Annotated in this window: 15 protein-coding genes; 7 read left to right on the forward strand and 8 right to left on the reverse strand. The window is 55.9% G+C overall.

The annotated features are described in order from the left end of the window. Positions 1-3: 3 nt before the first annotated feature. The 6 genes from panB to metG are packed head-to-tail and all read right to left on the reverse strand — an operon-like array spanning position 4 to position 6,358. Positions 4-849, reverse strand: coding sequence for a 3-methyl-2-oxobutanoate hydroxymethyltransferase (panB, locus tag AC9UEO_RS02585; RefSeq protein ID WP_509529456.1), 846 nt, complete (start codon positions 847-849; stop codon positions 4-6). Positions 850-871: 22 nt separating this feature from the next. After that, positions 872-1,672, reverse strand: coding sequence for a segregation and condensation protein A (locus tag AC9UEO_RS02590; protein ID WP_509529728.1), 801 nt, complete (start codon positions 1,670-1,672; stop codon positions 872-874). Between the two features lie 53 nt (positions 1,673-1,725). Next, positions 1,726-1,935 (reverse strand): DUF3460 family protein, encoded by a 210-nt coding sequence (locus tag AC9UEO_RS02595; RefSeq protein ID WP_509529459.1) that lies wholly within the window; start codon positions 1,933-1,935, stop codon positions 1,726-1,728. 28 nt (positions 1,936-1,963) lie between these two features. Then, a complete protein-coding gene (locus AC9UEO_RS02600) occupies positions 1,964-3,589 on the reverse strand; it encodes a SulP family inorganic anion transporter (RefSeq protein ID WP_509529461.1) in 1,626 nt (541 codons plus the stop codon). A 25-nt stretch (positions 3,590-3,614) separates the two neighbouring features. Further along, positions 3,615-4,244, reverse strand: a complete 630-nt coding sequence (locus tag AC9UEO_RS02605) for a nucleotidyltransferase family protein (RefSeq protein ID WP_509529463.1) — start codon at positions 4,242-4,244, stop codon at positions 3,615-3,617. After that, positions 4,244-6,358 (reverse strand): methionine--tRNA ligase, encoded by a 2,115-nt coding sequence (metG, locus tag AC9UEO_RS02610; RefSeq protein WP_509529465.1) that lies wholly within the window; start codon positions 6,356-6,358, stop codon positions 4,244-4,246. Before metG ends, AC9UEO_RS02605 begins: the two co-directional genes overlap by 1 nt. Before the next feature lie 108 nt (positions 6,359-6,466). On the opposite strand from metG, the gene apbC reads away from it, so the two are divergent. From apbC to boxA, 5 genes are all read left to right on the forward strand, one after another. Next, the gene (gene apbC, locus AC9UEO_RS02615; protein WP_509529468.1) at positions 6,467-7,558 is read left to right on the forward strand and encodes an iron-sulfur cluster carrier protein ApbC; all 1,092 of its coding nucleotides are present in this window, start codon (positions 6,467-6,469) and stop codon (positions 7,556-7,558) included. Positions 7,559-7,594: 36 nt separating this feature from the next. Continuing rightward, positions 7,595-8,365 carry a helix-turn-helix transcriptional regulator gene (locus AC9UEO_RS02620; protein ID WP_509529470.1) on the forward strand — a complete coding sequence of 257 codons (771 nt, stop codon included), beginning with the start codon at positions 7,595-7,597 and terminating at the stop codon, positions 8,363-8,365. A gap of 71 nt (positions 8,366-8,436) precedes the next feature. After that, the gene (gene boxC / locus AC9UEO_RS02625) at positions 8,437-10,101 is read left to right on the forward strand and encodes a 2,3-epoxybenzoyl-CoA dihydrolase (RefSeq protein WP_509529472.1); all 1,665 of its coding nucleotides are present in this window, start codon (positions 8,437-8,439) and stop codon (positions 10,099-10,101) included. A 47-nt stretch (positions 10,102-10,148) separates the two neighbouring features. Further along, positions 10,149-11,576, forward strand: a complete 1,428-nt coding sequence (gene boxB / locus AC9UEO_RS02630; protein WP_509529475.1) for a benzoyl-CoA 2,3-epoxidase subunit BoxB — start codon at positions 10,149-10,151, stop codon at positions 11,574-11,576. 9 nt (positions 11,577-11,585) lie between these two features. After that, a complete protein-coding gene (gene boxA, locus AC9UEO_RS02635; protein WP_509529477.1) occupies positions 11,586-12,782 on the forward strand; it encodes a benzoyl-CoA 2,3-epoxidase subunit BoxA in 1,197 nt (398 codons plus the stop codon). Between the two features lie 42 nt (positions 12,783-12,824). On the opposite strand, the gene AC9UEO_RS02640 is transcribed toward boxA, so the two are convergent. Beyond that, positions 12,825-13,076, reverse strand: coding sequence for a hypothetical protein (locus tag AC9UEO_RS02640; protein WP_509529479.1), 252 nt, complete (start codon positions 13,074-13,076; stop codon positions 12,825-12,827). A gap of 242 nt (positions 13,077-13,318) precedes the next feature. On the opposite strand from AC9UEO_RS02640, the gene AC9UEO_RS02645 reads away from it, so the two are divergent. Further along, the gene (locus AC9UEO_RS02645) at positions 13,319-13,600 is read left to right on the forward strand and encodes a type II toxin-antitoxin system CcdA family antitoxin (RefSeq protein ID WP_509529482.1); all 282 of its coding nucleotides are present in this window, start codon (positions 13,319-13,321) and stop codon (positions 13,598-13,600) included. After that, complete coding sequence (locus AC9UEO_RS02650) at positions 13,585-13,917, forward strand: CcdB family protein (protein WP_509529485.1); 333 nt, start codon at positions 13,585-13,587, stop codon at positions 13,915-13,917. The genes AC9UEO_RS02645 and AC9UEO_RS02650 overlap by 16 nt, the downstream gene beginning before the upstream one ends. Here the strand turns inward: AC9UEO_RS02650 and AC9UEO_RS02655 are convergent. Further along, the gene (locus AC9UEO_RS02655) at positions 13,904-14,386 is read right to left on the reverse strand and encodes a YbaK/EbsC family protein (RefSeq protein WP_509529487.1); all 483 of its coding nucleotides are present in this window, start codon (positions 14,384-14,386) and stop codon (positions 13,904-13,906) included. The two genes, AC9UEO_RS02650 and AC9UEO_RS02655, sit on opposite strands and share 14 nt — an antisense overlap. Positions 14,387-14,450 lie beyond the last annotated feature (64 nt).

Raw genomic sequence — 14,450 nt, forward strand, 5'->3', positions numbered from 1 at the left:
TTTTTACCAAGCGTGCAATTCGTTCACAGGGAATCGTTGCTCTTTGACTGCCCGCACATAGGCGTGCATGGCGTCTTGAATGCTGCCGACTTCGCTCATGAAGTTGTGTGCGAACTTAGGAACCTTGCCTTGGGTCACGCCCAACATATCGTGCAACACCAAAATTTGTCCTGCGGTATCTACGCCAGCGCCAATGCCGATGGTGGCGCAAGTGGTCAAAGCGCGTGTGATGTCCCCCGAGAGCGCTGCAGGCACCATTTCCAAAACCAACATTTGTGCGCCGGCCTTCTCCAACAGCAAAGCGTCTTGCATCAATTGTTGTGCACCGCTGTCGGTGCGCCCTTGCACACGGTAGCCGCCCAAGGTGTTCACGCTTTGGGGTGTCAGGCCAATGTGTCCGCATACCGGTATGCCACGGGTGACCAAAAACTCCACGGTGGGGGCCAACCAGACGCCGCCTTCGAGCTTCACCATATGCGCACCGGCTTGCATTAACTCGCTGGCGCTGCAAAAAGCTTGTTCAGGGGTGGCATAGGTGCCAAAGGGCATGTCGCCCAAAACAATTGGTCGGCCGTTTTGCTTTTGTACGCCACGGGCCACACATTCGGTGTGGTAGCGCATGGCGTCAAGCGTCACTGGCAAGGTGCTGGTGTGGCCTTGGCACACCATGCCCAAAGAATCCCCCACCAAAATGACTTCAAGGCCTGCCAAATCAGCCAGCGCTGCAAAGCTTGCGTCATAGGCGGTCAGCATGGTGATTTTTTCGCCTTCGCTGTACATCTTCATCAAGCTGTGCAGGGTCATGGCAGGGCGCTTGGCAGGATGATGGGAACTCGGTTGTACGCTCATGGTGGGTCTTTCCTCAAAGAGATCAATTCACTGGTGCGTAAGCCAGTCGAACATAAATAGGTGCATAGGCCTCGGCTTGGGTGATGTCCACCAAAGTTTCCTTGGCCAGTTCGAGCAAGGCGATGAAGGTCACCAATAACACTGGTACACCCAAAGCGGGGTCGAACAAATCGGCGAACTCGACAAAGCGCTGGCCTTGCAGTTTTTTCAAGACGATGCTCATGTGTTCTCTGACAGACAATTCTTGGCGGCTGATTTTGTGGTGTTGCACCAGTTTGGCACGACGCAAAATATCCGCCCAAGCTTGCTGTAATTCCACCGCATCCACGTGCGGGAATCGGGGTTGCATGGACTGCTCGATGTACACCTGTGCGCGTAAAAAATCTCGCCCTTGTTGGGGGAATTGGTTCAGGTTGGCTGCCGCCAATTTAAGTTGCTCATATTCCAACAAGCGGCGCACCAACTCCGCGCGGGGGTCCTCGGCCTCTACACCCTCGGCCACCTTTTTGGGCGGTAGCAACATACGCGACTTGATCTCTATCAGCATGGCTGCCATCAGTAAATATTCAGCGGCAAGCTCAAGGTTGGTTTTGCGAATTTCCTCGACATAGCTGAGGTACTGGCGGGTGAGTCCCGCCATGGGAATGTCCAAGATATTGAAGTTTTGTTTGCGGATCAGGTAGAGCAGCAAGTCCAACGGGCCCTCAAAGGCCTCTAAAAAAATTTGCAATGCGTCGGGCGGGATGTACAGGTCCTGCGGCATGGCAAACAGCGGTTCACCATACAAACGAGCCACCGCCACATGGTCGATGACGCTGGGCATATGGGGCAAGTCGCCGCTGGGTCCTTGCCAATCAGGATGCAAATGAGGCGTGTTCACTTGACGCTGGAATTGAAATAAACGTAGGGCTTTTGTGCGACTTTGGCTGCCTTGAACTCGCTTTGTTCCTTGGCATTGAGAAGGGTATCCCATAGCAATGCACGGCCCTGACGCTGCTCGGCTTCCAGCGTGGGCTTGGCCTGCTTAAACTGATCGATGAACTGCGAGGCTTCAGAGACGTATTCAGGGCGGGCAAACAGTGACATGGGGCTGTCCAAGAGTGGGAACACTATTCTAGCCACCAAGGGTTTTTACCAGCGCCTGCGCATCGGGCAGGCAGTTTTCTTCGCCAATTTCCGCCAACAGACCACAGCGGCACAAGATATCCAAGGGTTGTCCTCTCAAGCCTGCCAGTTGCAACAGCAGTCCTTGTTGTTGACAAGCCTCGTACAACTGTCCCAAAGCTTCTGCGCCGCTGGAGTCGATGTAGATGAGGCCTGCGCAGTCGAGTACCAAGCGCTGGTTGGGTAAATCGTCGATGCGTTGCTCTATCAGGTTGACTGCACCGAAAAATAAAGCCCCTTGCAAACGAAGGACTTGGGTTTGCGGGTCTTGCCACAGCACCTCGCTGCGAGTCAGGCTGGAGATGCGAAATAAAAACGTGAGGGTGGCCGCCACCAAGCCCACCGAGACGGCAACACTCAAATCCACTGTCACCGTCAGCACAAACACCGCCAACAGCGTGAGGCGGTAAGGCCAGCGAAACTGCTGTAGATCCGCAAATGCATGCCACTCGCCCATGTTCCAAGCCACAAAAACCAAGATGGCGCTGAGGGCCGCCAAGGGCACATGAAACGCCAAAGGCGCTCCCAGCAGCATCACCAGCAACAGGGTGATAGCGTGGACCATGCCGGCCACTGGGCTAGCAGCGCCGTTTTTCACATTCGTCATGGTGCGGGCAATCGTGCCGGAGGCTGGCATGCCGCCCACAAAAGACATGGCCAAGTTGGCAATGCCTTGCGCCATCAACTCCTGGTTGGGGTCATGTCGGTCATGAATAAGCTTGTACGCCACCCTTGCACTCAGCAAAGACTTGATCGCGACTAACAGTGCCAAGGTGATGCTGGGTAGCAGCACGGCATGCAGTTGTTGAGCGTTAAATGACGGCCAAGTCCATGGGGGTAAGCTGTCGGGCATGCCGCCAAAACGGTTGCCCAAGGTGTCTACTGGCAAGTCCATGCCCACAGTGGCAAGCGTGCTGAGTACCAGCACCAACAGCGAACCCGGCAACACTGCCAAACGCCGCACCCAAACACTGGGCAAGACCTTGGGCAACAATTTTTGCCACAGTACCAACAGACCCAGACTAGCCAAGGCCAAGGCCAAGGCGGCGGTGTTGAGGGTATCGGCATGTTTGGCCAAGGACGCCAACAAATGGAAAAAGTCTGGCGGCAGAGGGTGAATATGCAGACCGAAAAAATCTTTCATTTGCGACAACAAAATCAGCACCGCAATGCCGTTGGTAAAACCAATGATGAGAGCCACAGGAATAAATCGAACCAGCAATCCCAATCGCAACATGCCCATGAGCAGCAACCACACACCACAGAGCAGCGTCGCCAACATCAAGCCAGCCACACCATGCTGGCTAACGATGCCATAAACGATGACGATGAAGGCGCCAGCCGGTCCACCGATTTGCACCTTGCTGCCGCCCATTGCAGAAATGAGAAACCCCGCGATGATGGCGGTGAACAAGCCGGCTTCTGGCTTCAAGCCTGAGGCGATGGCAAAGGCCATGGCCAAGGGCAGGGCCACTACCGCAACTGTCAAACCCGCGCCTATGTCTTGTCCCAGTTTCTGGCGGTTATAGCCCTTGAGCGCTTGAAATAATTGGGGTTGAAAAGTCAGCCATGCCATGGCAAACCACTATACGCCTCTGGGCTTAGAGTGCGCTGACGTCTGGCCAGCGTAGATCGATACCGCGTTGCTGCAAGGCCGCGATATCGGCTTGGCTGTCAAGGTCGGTGATGAAGTGCTGGTTGTCGCTTGCCCATGCACACACCAAAGCGGTATTGTGTTGACGCCAAGTTTGGCAACCAAAGTCATCTGTGGCTTGCAAGACCGCTTCACGCACTTCAGCGCTTAAGGCTACTGGGTTACCCGGCTGTCCTTGCACTTGAGGAAAAACCAAGCTCGTATTTGTTGGGCGATTGGCAAAAGCTAAAAGTAATTCAGTGCTGTCTTGTGCTTCTATCAGCGGTTGATCGGCCAAACACATCAGCACCGCATCGCAGGTTGCGGTGATACTTTGTAAGCCTAGACGTTGGGAGGAAATGATGCCTTGCTCGGGATGGAGGTTGGTCACTGTGCGAACTGACAGACCTTTCAAAGCAGGTGCTACCTCTTGGGCGTAGTGTCCCAGCACCACCACCAACTCTTGAATGCCTGCGTCGAGCAAGGCAAGGGCGGTTCGGCGAATCAGCGCTTGGCCATCACGCTCGAGCAAGCACTTGGGTCGGTGACCCATGCGTGAGGCCGGGCCTGCTGCCAATAAGACCGCCGAGCAGCGCATCAGTGGATGCGCATGCCCGGCGTGGCACCCGGCCAAGGGTGCAGCACATGGATGCCAGGTTGGGCTTTTTCATCGGCGTGGCTGGCGGCCAAGACCATGCCCTCAGACACACCGAACTTCATTTTGCGCGGCGCCAAATTGGCCACCATGACGGTGAGCTTGCCCACCAAGTCCGCGGGTTGGTACATGCTGGCGATGCCGCTAAAGACATTGCGGGTGCGGCCTTCGCCCACGTCCAGCGTCAAGCGCAAAAGCTTGGTGCTGCCCTCCACCGCTTCGCAGTTGACGATCAAGGCGATGCGCAAATCGATCTTGGCAAAGTCGTCGATGGAGATGGTCTCGGCAATCGGCTCGCCGCCGGGGACAGATAAATTGGGGTCAGATTCCAATTTATCCGGCTCAAACAAAGCTTCCAGCATCTTGGGGTCGACGCGTTGCATCAGGTGTTGGTAGCTGCCGATGCTGTGATCCGCGCCCATGCGGTGGTCGCGCTGCGCAAACTGCAAAGGCGCGATGTTCAAAAACGCTTCCACTTGGGCGGCCAAGGCCGGCAGCACGGGCTTCAAGGCCAGGCTCAGCAATCGGAAGGCCTCGATGCAGGTGCTGCACACATCCAGCAAGCGGGTGTCTTGGCCTTCTAGTTTGGCCAACTCCCAAGGCTTGTTGGCGTCGACGTATTCGTTCACGCGGTCGGCCAAGGCCATGGTGTCGCGCAGCGCTTTGGCGCAATCGCGGTTGTCGTAAAGGGCTTCGATGGCGGGCAGGCCGGCATGCAGTTGCGCCAGCAGCGCTTCGCCATCGGCGCTCACCGCGCCCAACTTGCCGCCAAAACGCTTGGCAATGAAGCCCGCTGCCCTTGAAGCAATGTTGATGTACTTGCCCACCAAGTCCGAGTTGACCCGTGCCAAAAAATCATCTGCGTTGAAGTCGATGTCCTCGTTGCGCCCGTTCAACTTGGCGGCCAAGTAATAGCGCAGCCACTCGGGGTTCATACCCAGCTCCAAGTACTTCAAGGGGTTCAAGCCGGTGCCACGGCTTTTGCTCATCTTCTCGCCGTTGTTCACGGTGAGAAAGCCATGCACAAACACCTTGTTCGGCACTTTGCGGCCGCTGAACTTCAATATCGCCGGCCAAAACAGGGTGTGGAAGGTGACGATGTCTTTGCCGATGAAGTGGTATTGCTCGGTGTCATCAGCGGCCATGTACTCGTCAAAGCTGCGCGTCTCGCCGTGCTGGGCCTTGGAGCCGCCTTTATCGAACCAGTTTTTCAATGACGCCAAATAGCCAATCGGCGCATCCAGCCACACATAAAAGTACTTGCCCGGCGCATCGGGAATTTCAATGCCAAAGTAAGGCGCGTCGCGGCTGATGTCCCAGTCGCCCAGGCCCTCGCTGGTGGAGCCATCCGGGTTGGTGCGAACGCTGAACCACTCTTTCACCTTGTTGGCCACCTCGGCTTGCAGGTGTTGGCCGTTTTGTGTCCAGTCTTGCAAAAATTCAACGCAGCGCGGGTCTGAGAGTTTGAAGAAGAAATGCTCGGCGTGTTTCAGCACCGGCGTCGCACCCGACAAGGCCGAGTAGGGATTTTTTAAATCGGTGGGCGCGTAGACCGCGCCGCAGCTTTCGCAGTTGTCGCCATACTGGTCTTTGGCACCGCACTTGGGGCATTCGCCCTTGATGAAGCGGTCGGGCAAGAACATGTTTTTCTCGGGGTCGAAAAACTGCTCGATGGTTTTGCGCTCGATCAGCGTGCCGCCTTGTGCAGGGGAGAGGTCGCGCAGGTCGCGGTAAATCTGCTGGGCCAGGGCGTGGTTTTCGGGGGCGTCGGTGGAGTGCCAGTTGTCAAAGCCAATGTGAAAACCATCCAAGTACTGTTGACGGCCAGCGGCGATGTTGGCGACAAACTGTTGTGGCGTGAGACCAGCCTTTTCGGCGGCGATCATGATGGGCGCGCCGTGGGTGTCGTCAGCGCAGACAAAGTTGACCGCGTGGCCCTGCATGCGTTGAAAGCGCACCCAAATATCGGCCTGTATGTATTCCATCATGTGCCCAATGTGGAAGTTGCCATTGGCATAGGGCAGGGCGGTGGTGACAAATAAGCGGCGCTGGGTCATGGGGGGTCGCAACAAAGAGGGAGGCTGATTTTATGCGTTGCTTCTTTCGTCAATGAAAGAGCTCGTTAGACTAGCCCCCTTTTGCCCAACAGACACATTGGAGTACATATGGCCCTGAGCGAACAAGATGTCACCAACGCGTTGAAAACCGTGGTCGACCCCCTTACTGGCCTGGACTTTGTAACAAGCAAGTCTGTGAAAAATCTTCAACTCAAAGGCGGCGATGTCAGCTTTGAGGTGGAGCTGGGTTATCCCGCCAAAAGCCTGTGGGCCGCATTCGAGCAGCAGTTGCAACAGGTAGTGGGTCAAGTCAGCGGAGTGAGCTCGGTCAAGGCCAAAGTCAGCAGCAAAGTGATTGCCCATGCAGCCCAGCCTGGCGTGGCGCTGTTACCGCAGGTCAAGAACATCATCGCGGTGGCCTCTGGCAAAGGCGGCGTGGGCAAATCCACCACTGCTGCCAATTTGGTACTCGCTTTGGCCGCTGAAGGCGCCAGTGTGGGTTTGCTGGACGCCGATATTTACGGGCCCAGCCAACCCATGATGATGGGTTTGTCGGGTCGGCCTGAAAGTGCTGACGGCAAAACCATGCAACCTTTGGAAGCGCACGGCGTTCAGGTGATGTCAATTGGTTTTTTGGTGGCACAAGACCAAGCCATGGTCTGGCGCGGTCCTATGGCCACGCAGGCCTTGGAGCAATTGCTGCGGCAAACCCATTGGCGTGACTTGGATTACCTCATTGTGGACATGCCCCCTGGCACCGGCGACATCCAGTTGACGCTGAGTCAGCGCGTACCGCTGACGGGTGCGGTGATTGTTACCACGCCGCAAGACATTGCATTGATAGACGCTTTGAAGGGCATACGCATGTTCCAAAAAGTGGGCGTGCCTATTTTGGGCATTGTGGAAAACATGGCGGTGCATGTGTGCAGCCAGTGTGGCCATGCCGAGCACATCTTTGGCGTGGAAGGCGGCAAAAAAATGGCCCATGCCGAAGGCATGGCGTATTTGGGTGCTTTGCCGCTGTCCATGGCCATTCGTGTGCAAGCCGACAGCGGCTTGCCCAGCGTAGTGGCCGACCCCGATGGCGAAGTCACGGGTATTTACAAAGCGGTGGCAAGGCAGTTGGCAGTGGCGGTGGCCGCCAAGGCGAAAGATTTTTCTTCCAAATTTCCCACCATCAAGGTGTCCAAAGACACCTGAAACCAAGCAGCCACCAATATGCATTAAAGTGCATAGATGCGCAACACCCCGCTGGACGAAAAACACCCCTACCTGATTGCCTTGGGCGAGCGGGTGCGCTTGTTGCGTGCCCGCAGGGGCTTGTCACGCAAAGCGGCGGCGGCCAGAGCGCAGGTGTCTGAGCGGCATTGGGCGAATTTGGAATCGGGCACGGGCAATGCATCGGTCTTGGTGCTGTTGCAAGTGGCCAAAGCCTTGCAATGCAACTTGGTAAGCCTGCTGGAAGAATCGGCGCAAGCCGGCTTAGCGCCGCGTCAACACATTGCACTTATTGGCCTGCGTGGTGCGGGCAAGTCCACCTTGGGCAAACGTTTGGCTAAAGAGCTGGGCTATGTGTTTGTCGAGCTCAGTCGTGTGATCGAGCAGCTGGCGGGTTGCAGCATCAGCGAAATTCACGGTCTGTATGGGCCCGAGGCCTATCGCCGTTACGAGCGCCGCGCTTTGGAAGACAGCTTGGCGCAAAACACCCACGCGGTGTTGGCTACCCCTGGCGGCTTGGTGTCAGAGGAGACCACCTTCAATAAGCTGCTGGCACAGTGCTTTGCAATTTGGTTGCAAGCCACGCCAGAGGACCACATGGCGCGGGTTTTGGCGCAAGGCGACACCCGCCCCATGGCTGCCAGCACCGAGGCCATGCAAGACTTGCAACGCATCCTCAGTAGCCGCAGCCCCTATTACGCCAAAGCAGATGTATACATCGACACCAGCGCCCAGTCCGAGGAGCAAAGCTTTCAGGTGTTGAAAAAGGCTTGGCTAGCTCAGTTGTAAATAGCTGCAATATATTGCATTAACCGAGATAAATTCTGCACGATGATGCAGGGCATCAAAGGAATGCCCCCATGTCAGATTTCAAGGTCGATTACCAAACCCATACAAACCAGTACCGCCATTGGTCCTTGAAAGTGGACGGTGAAATTGCCACCTTGTCTTTGGATATCCAAGAAGACGGTGGCATCTTGCCTGGCTACAAATTGAAACTCAACTCCTACGATTTGGGTGTAGACATTGAATTGCACGATGCCTTACAGCGACTGCGTTTTGAGCACCCTGAAGTCAAATCGGTGGTGGTCACCAGTTTGAAAGACCGCATTTTTTGCTCGGGTGCCAATATCTTCATGTTGGGTTTGTCTACCCACGCGTGGAAGGTGAACTTTTGTAAATTCACCAACGAAACCCGCAACGGCATCGAAGACAGCAGCCGCCATGGCGGCTTGAAATTTGTGGCGGCGGTCAACGGCGCTTGCGCGGGTGGCGGCTACGAGTTGGCGCTGGCGTGTGACGAGATAGTGTTGGTCGACGACCGCTCATCCAGTGTTTCTTTGCCTGAAGTGCCATTGTTGGGCGTGTTGCCTGGTACCGGTGGCCTGACCCGCGTGACTGACAAGCGCCATGTGCGCCATGATCACGCAGATATTTTTTGCACCAGCGTTGAAGGCGTGCGCGGCCAAAAAGCGGTGGACTGGCGTTTGGTGGATGCCATCGCCAAGCCCGCGCAGTTTGCCGATGCGGTGGCCAAACATGCCCAACAACTTGCTGCCCAAAGCCAACGTGCGGGTGCAGCAGCCAAAGGTCAAGGCGTGGCTTTGACCCCTTTGCACAAGAAAACCACTGCCGACAGTTTGCACTATGACTATGTGCAGGTCGACATTGACCGCACCAAGCGCACAGCCACACTTACCGTGTCAGCACCCAAAGCGGCTTTGCCCAGCACCATCGAAGCGATTCAACAAGCCGGTGACAGCTGGTACCCCTTGCAAATGGCGCGTGAATTGGATGATGCGATTTTGTGCTTGCGCAGCAACGAGCTAGATATCGGTACATGGCTGCTGAAGACCAGCGGCGACCAAGCCTTGGCTTTGCAGTCTGATGCATTGCTGGTACAGCACCAAGCGCATTGGTTGGTGAATGAAACCATCGGCTTGCTGCGCCGTACCTTGGCCAGACTGGATGTGTCGTCCCGCTCTTTGTTTGCGCTGATCGACGAGGGATCTTGTTTTGCGGGCACCTTGGCCGAGTTGGCGTTTTGTGCCGACCGCGCCTATATGTTGGCCCTGCCTGATGCGCCAGACACAGCGCCTCGTGTGGTGTTGAATGAATTGAACATGGGCTTCTTCCCCATGGTGAACCATCAGTCTCGTTTACAACGGCGTTTCTATGAAGAAACCGCGCCGCTTGAAGCTGTGCGTGCCGCCATCGGCAAAGCTTTGGACGCTGACCAAGCGATGGCGCTGGGTTTGGTCACTGCGGCACCCGACGACATTGACTGGGCCGATGAAATCCGCATCGCCATTGAAGAGCGAGCTGCCATGTCGCCCGATTCGCTCACCGGCTTGGAAGCGAATTTGCGCTTCAGCCAAAAAGAGTCCATGGAGACCCGCATTTTTGGCCGTTTGTCGGCTTGGCAAAACTGGATCTTCAACCGCCCCAACGCCGTCGGCGACAAAGGTGCGCTCAAGGTCTACGGCAAAGGCGAGAAAGCCGCTTTCGATTTCAACCGCATTTAATTGGGGTCAGATCCCAATTAATTTCCTTCATCTCATCAGGAAAACACATGTCAGCCATTAACTACAGCGAAAAAATCCCCAACAACGTCGACCTGGGCGGCGACCGCACATTGCAACGCGCCTTGGAGCAGTGGCAGCCCAACTTCATCAACTGGTGGGACGACATGGGCCCCGAGGGCACGACCGACAACGATGTGTATTTGCGCACCGCTGTCAGCGTGGACCCGCAAGGCTGGGCGCAGTTCGGCCATGTGAAGATGCGTGACTACCGATGGGGCATCTTTTTGAACCAAGGCGAGGCCGACCGCAAAATCCATTTTGGCGACCACAAAGGCGAGGCCGCATGGCAAGACGTGCCTGGTGAACACCGCGCCAATTTGCGCCGCATCATCGTGACGCAAGGTGATACCGAGCCGGCTTCTGTCGAGCAGCAGCGTCACCTGGGACTCACCGCGCCCAGCATGTACGACTTGCGCAATCTGTTTCAGATCAATGTGGAAGAGGGCCGTCACCTGTGGGCCATGGTGTATTTGCTGCACAAACATTTCGGCCGCGATGGCCGCGAAGAAGCCGAAGCGCTTTTAGAGCGCCGCAGCGGCCAAGAAGACAACCCGCGCATCTTGCAAGCCTTCAACGAGCAAACGCCCGATTGGCTGAGCTTTTTCATGTTCACCTATTTCACCGACCGCGACGGCAAGTTCCAACTCTGCGCTTTGGCCGAGAGCAGTTTCGACCCACTGGCTCGCACCACCAAGTTCATGCTGACCGAAGAGGCGCACCACATGTTTGTGGGTGAGTCTGGCATCAGCCGAATCATCCAGCGCACCTGCGCCAAGATGAATGAACTCAAAACCGACGACATGGGCCAGTTGCGCGCCGCTGGCGTGATCGACCTGCCCACCTTGCAGCGCTATTTGAATTTCCACTTCAGCGTGACCATCGATTTGTTTGGTGCCGACGAGTCCAGCAACGCGGCGACGTTTTATTCCACCGGCATCAAAGGCCGCTATGAAGAAACCAAGCGCGACGACGACCATGTGTTGCGCGGCCAAACCTACAAAGTGCTCAATGTGGTCAACGGCCAGTTACAAGAAAAAGAAGTGCCCATGCTCAATGCACTCAACGAAGTGCTGCGCGACGACTTCATCAAAGACTCGGTGGGTGGCGTAGAGCGTTGGAACCGCGTCATCGACAAAGCCGGTTTGCCCCACCGCCTGAGCGTGCCGCACAAAGCATTTCACCGCAACATCGGCGCATTGTCGGGCGCCAAAATTTCGCCCGATGGCCGCGTGGTGTCGGAGAACGAATGGAATGCCAAGGTCGGCGAATGGTTGCCCACCGCAGAGGACCGTGCTTTTGTGCAAAGCCTGATGGGCCGTGTGGTCGAGCCAGGCAAGTTTGCCAATTGGATTGCGCCACCAGCGATTGGCATCAACCGCCAGCCGGTGGATTTTGACTACGTGCGCTTCAATTAAAGTTCAGGCATGAGCGAGACGGTCGAGCTGCTGCAGCAGCATGTGATTGATCCCGAGGTGTGCATCCGCTGCAACACCTGCGAGGCCACTTGTCCCGAGGGTGCGGTCACGCACGACAGCCGCAACTATGTGGTGGATGCAGACATTTGCAACCACTGCATGGCCTGTGTGCCGCCATGTCCCACGGGCTCCATTGACCATTGGTTGCCAGTGTTGCGCAGCAAAGCCTACAGCGTGGCTGAGCAACTGACGTGGGACGAATTGCCTGCGCCCCAGTCTGATGTCGAGTGGCAAGGCGTTGCTGCCGCGCCCTTATCCCCCCCAGAAGTCAATGTGCCGCCACGCTCTGCGGCGCAACCCACGACCAATTTGTACGGCCCCAAGTCGCCCATCAGCGCCAAGGTGGTGGGCAATATGCAGGTCAACGAGGCAGGCACCGACAACGAAACCCACCACATCGTGCTTGACTTTGGCAGCCTGCCATTTCCCGTGTTGGAAGGGCAGTCGGTGGGCATCATTGCGCCAGGCGTGGACGCCCAAGGCAAGCCCCACCATGCCCGTCAATACTCAGTGGCCAGCCCACGCAACGGCGAACGTGCGGGTTACAACAACCTCTCGCTCACCGTCAAGCGTGTGGTGCAAGACCACCAAGGCCAGCCCGTCAAAGGCGTGGCTTCCAATTATTTGTGCGATTTGAAAACCGGCGACAGCGTGCAGGTGATAGGCCCCTTTGGCAGCAGCTTTTTGATGCCCAACCATGCGGGCAGCCACTTGGTGATGATTTGCACCGGCACCGGCAGCGCGCCCATGCGCGGCATGACCGAATGGCGCCGCCGCTTGAAAGCCAACGGTAAATATGAAGGCGGTCAGTTGGTGCTGTTTTTTGGCGCTCGCACCCAGCAAGAGCTGCCCTACTTTGGCCCCTTGCAAAAACTGCCCAAAGACTTCATCGACATCCACTTTGCGTATTCACGCACCCCCGGCCAGCCTAAGCGCTATGTGCAAGATGCCATGCGCGACGCAGCACCGCAACTGGCGGCCTTGCTGCAAGACCCGCAAACCCATTTTTATGTGTGCGGTTTGAAGGTCATGGAAGAAGGCGTGTTGCAGGCTTTGCAAGACATTGCCGTGGGTGCAGGAATGGACTGGGCCTCTGTGGCTGCTAACTTGAGGCAAGAGGGGCGGTTGCAGTTAGAGACTTACTGAGCGGGAAGGTCTTGGTGTGCATGGCGCAAATACTTAACGCAGTCACGCAAAGGTATGGCGGTTTTCGCTGATCTTGCAAAAGGCCAGCACTTGTGAATCTGCTTGTGCCCAATGGATGAATGTTTTCTCCAAGCCACCATTGCGGGACGGCCATCCCTGACGTTCGTAAATGCTTTTGGACACCTCGACCAATGTACTTTCGTGCAAAGTCAGTTGGGCGAACTCACTCAAAAAACGCAAACGCACTTCGGTTTGCCCCACACTTCGGGTGCCTTGGGCTTCTGTCAATGCCAAGACATACTTTGCTCATGTGTTTCACCATCGGTGGCAGCAACAGTTTTCCATCGTTGGTATTCATTTGATAGAGCCAATGAATATATAAATATATTCAATATAACTAATAAATAAATCAAAATACCTGTTTAACTAGAACTTAATTGTTTAAGCAGTATCACTTTCACTCTGAAATACGTTTGTTGGTTCAAATCAAGCGCTGATACAAAATCAGAGGGGTAATAAAATATACGCATACAATCATGCGCATCGAAATCATGCATAACCTGAGTAACACCAAAACGCTTCAAGCGCTCAAGCCTTCGGGCAAGCGTGCGGCCAACCTCACCCTCAGCGCAGATGTGTTGGACGCTGCCAAGCAGCTCAACCTCAACATCTCCAAACTGTGCGACGCCTACTTACAGAATTACGTCAAGCAAGAGCAGGCCAGACGCTGGCGCGAAGAACATGCCGCATTTGTCGCCGTCTACAACGAAACAGTGGCTGCCGAAGGCTTGCCCTTGGACGAATGGAAGACCTTCTGATGCCTCGCTTTGACGTCTATGCCAATGAAGGTGCATCAGCCAAGACAACACCCTATATGTTAGATATTCAAAACGATTTATTTGATGGCTTGGACACCAGAATGGTTATCCCATTGAGACCGATGGGGCAGTTTGCCAACGTGAGAATACCCGAGCGACTCATGCCTGTTTTCAGTATTGCAGGTCAAGACTTTGTACTTGAAACCCCCAAAATGGCAGCGGTTCCCGCCAGGGTATTGAAGCATCAAGTGGCTTCTTTGGTCACCGAGCAAGCCAGCATCGTGACGGCCCTTGATTTTTTATTCAATGGCTACTGATAGCTTCCACTGCCTGACACACATCCACCCACACCCCTTGCGTCACCTGCTCAAGCAGCGCTACTGAGATACGCACCGCGCTGTTGACCGAACCCGCCGCAGGCAACACCTCGTCAAAAGCCTTCAACGATACGTCCAAGTAAATCGGCAGCGGTTGCGCCAAGCCAAACGGACACACGCCGCCCACCGGGTGACCAGTGATGTCAGCCACCACATCGGGGCTGAGCATCTTGCCTTTGCCCAAAGCGGTTTTGAATTTGCCGTTGTCGATGCGAGCGTCACCCCGCGCCACCAGCAACACTGCGCGGCCATCGGCCAACTTGAAGGCCAAGGTTTTGGCAATGCGTCCCGGTTCCACGCCGTGAGCGGCAGCGGCCAAGGCCACGGTGGCGGTGTTGGCCTGGGTCTCCAAGATGGCGACGTCAAGTTGCAGTGCTTGAAAAAATGTTTTGACTGAAGACAGGCTCATGGCGGCAGAGCATACAACTCCCCAACGGGGGTACGGCTAAGATTCAACGCGCTCACGCTGGCCG

It is taken from the genome of Limnohabitans sp. (assembly GCF_040401495.1).
GTDB lineage: Bacteria > Pseudomonadota > Gammaproteobacteria > Burkholderiales > Burkholderiaceae_C > Limnohabitans.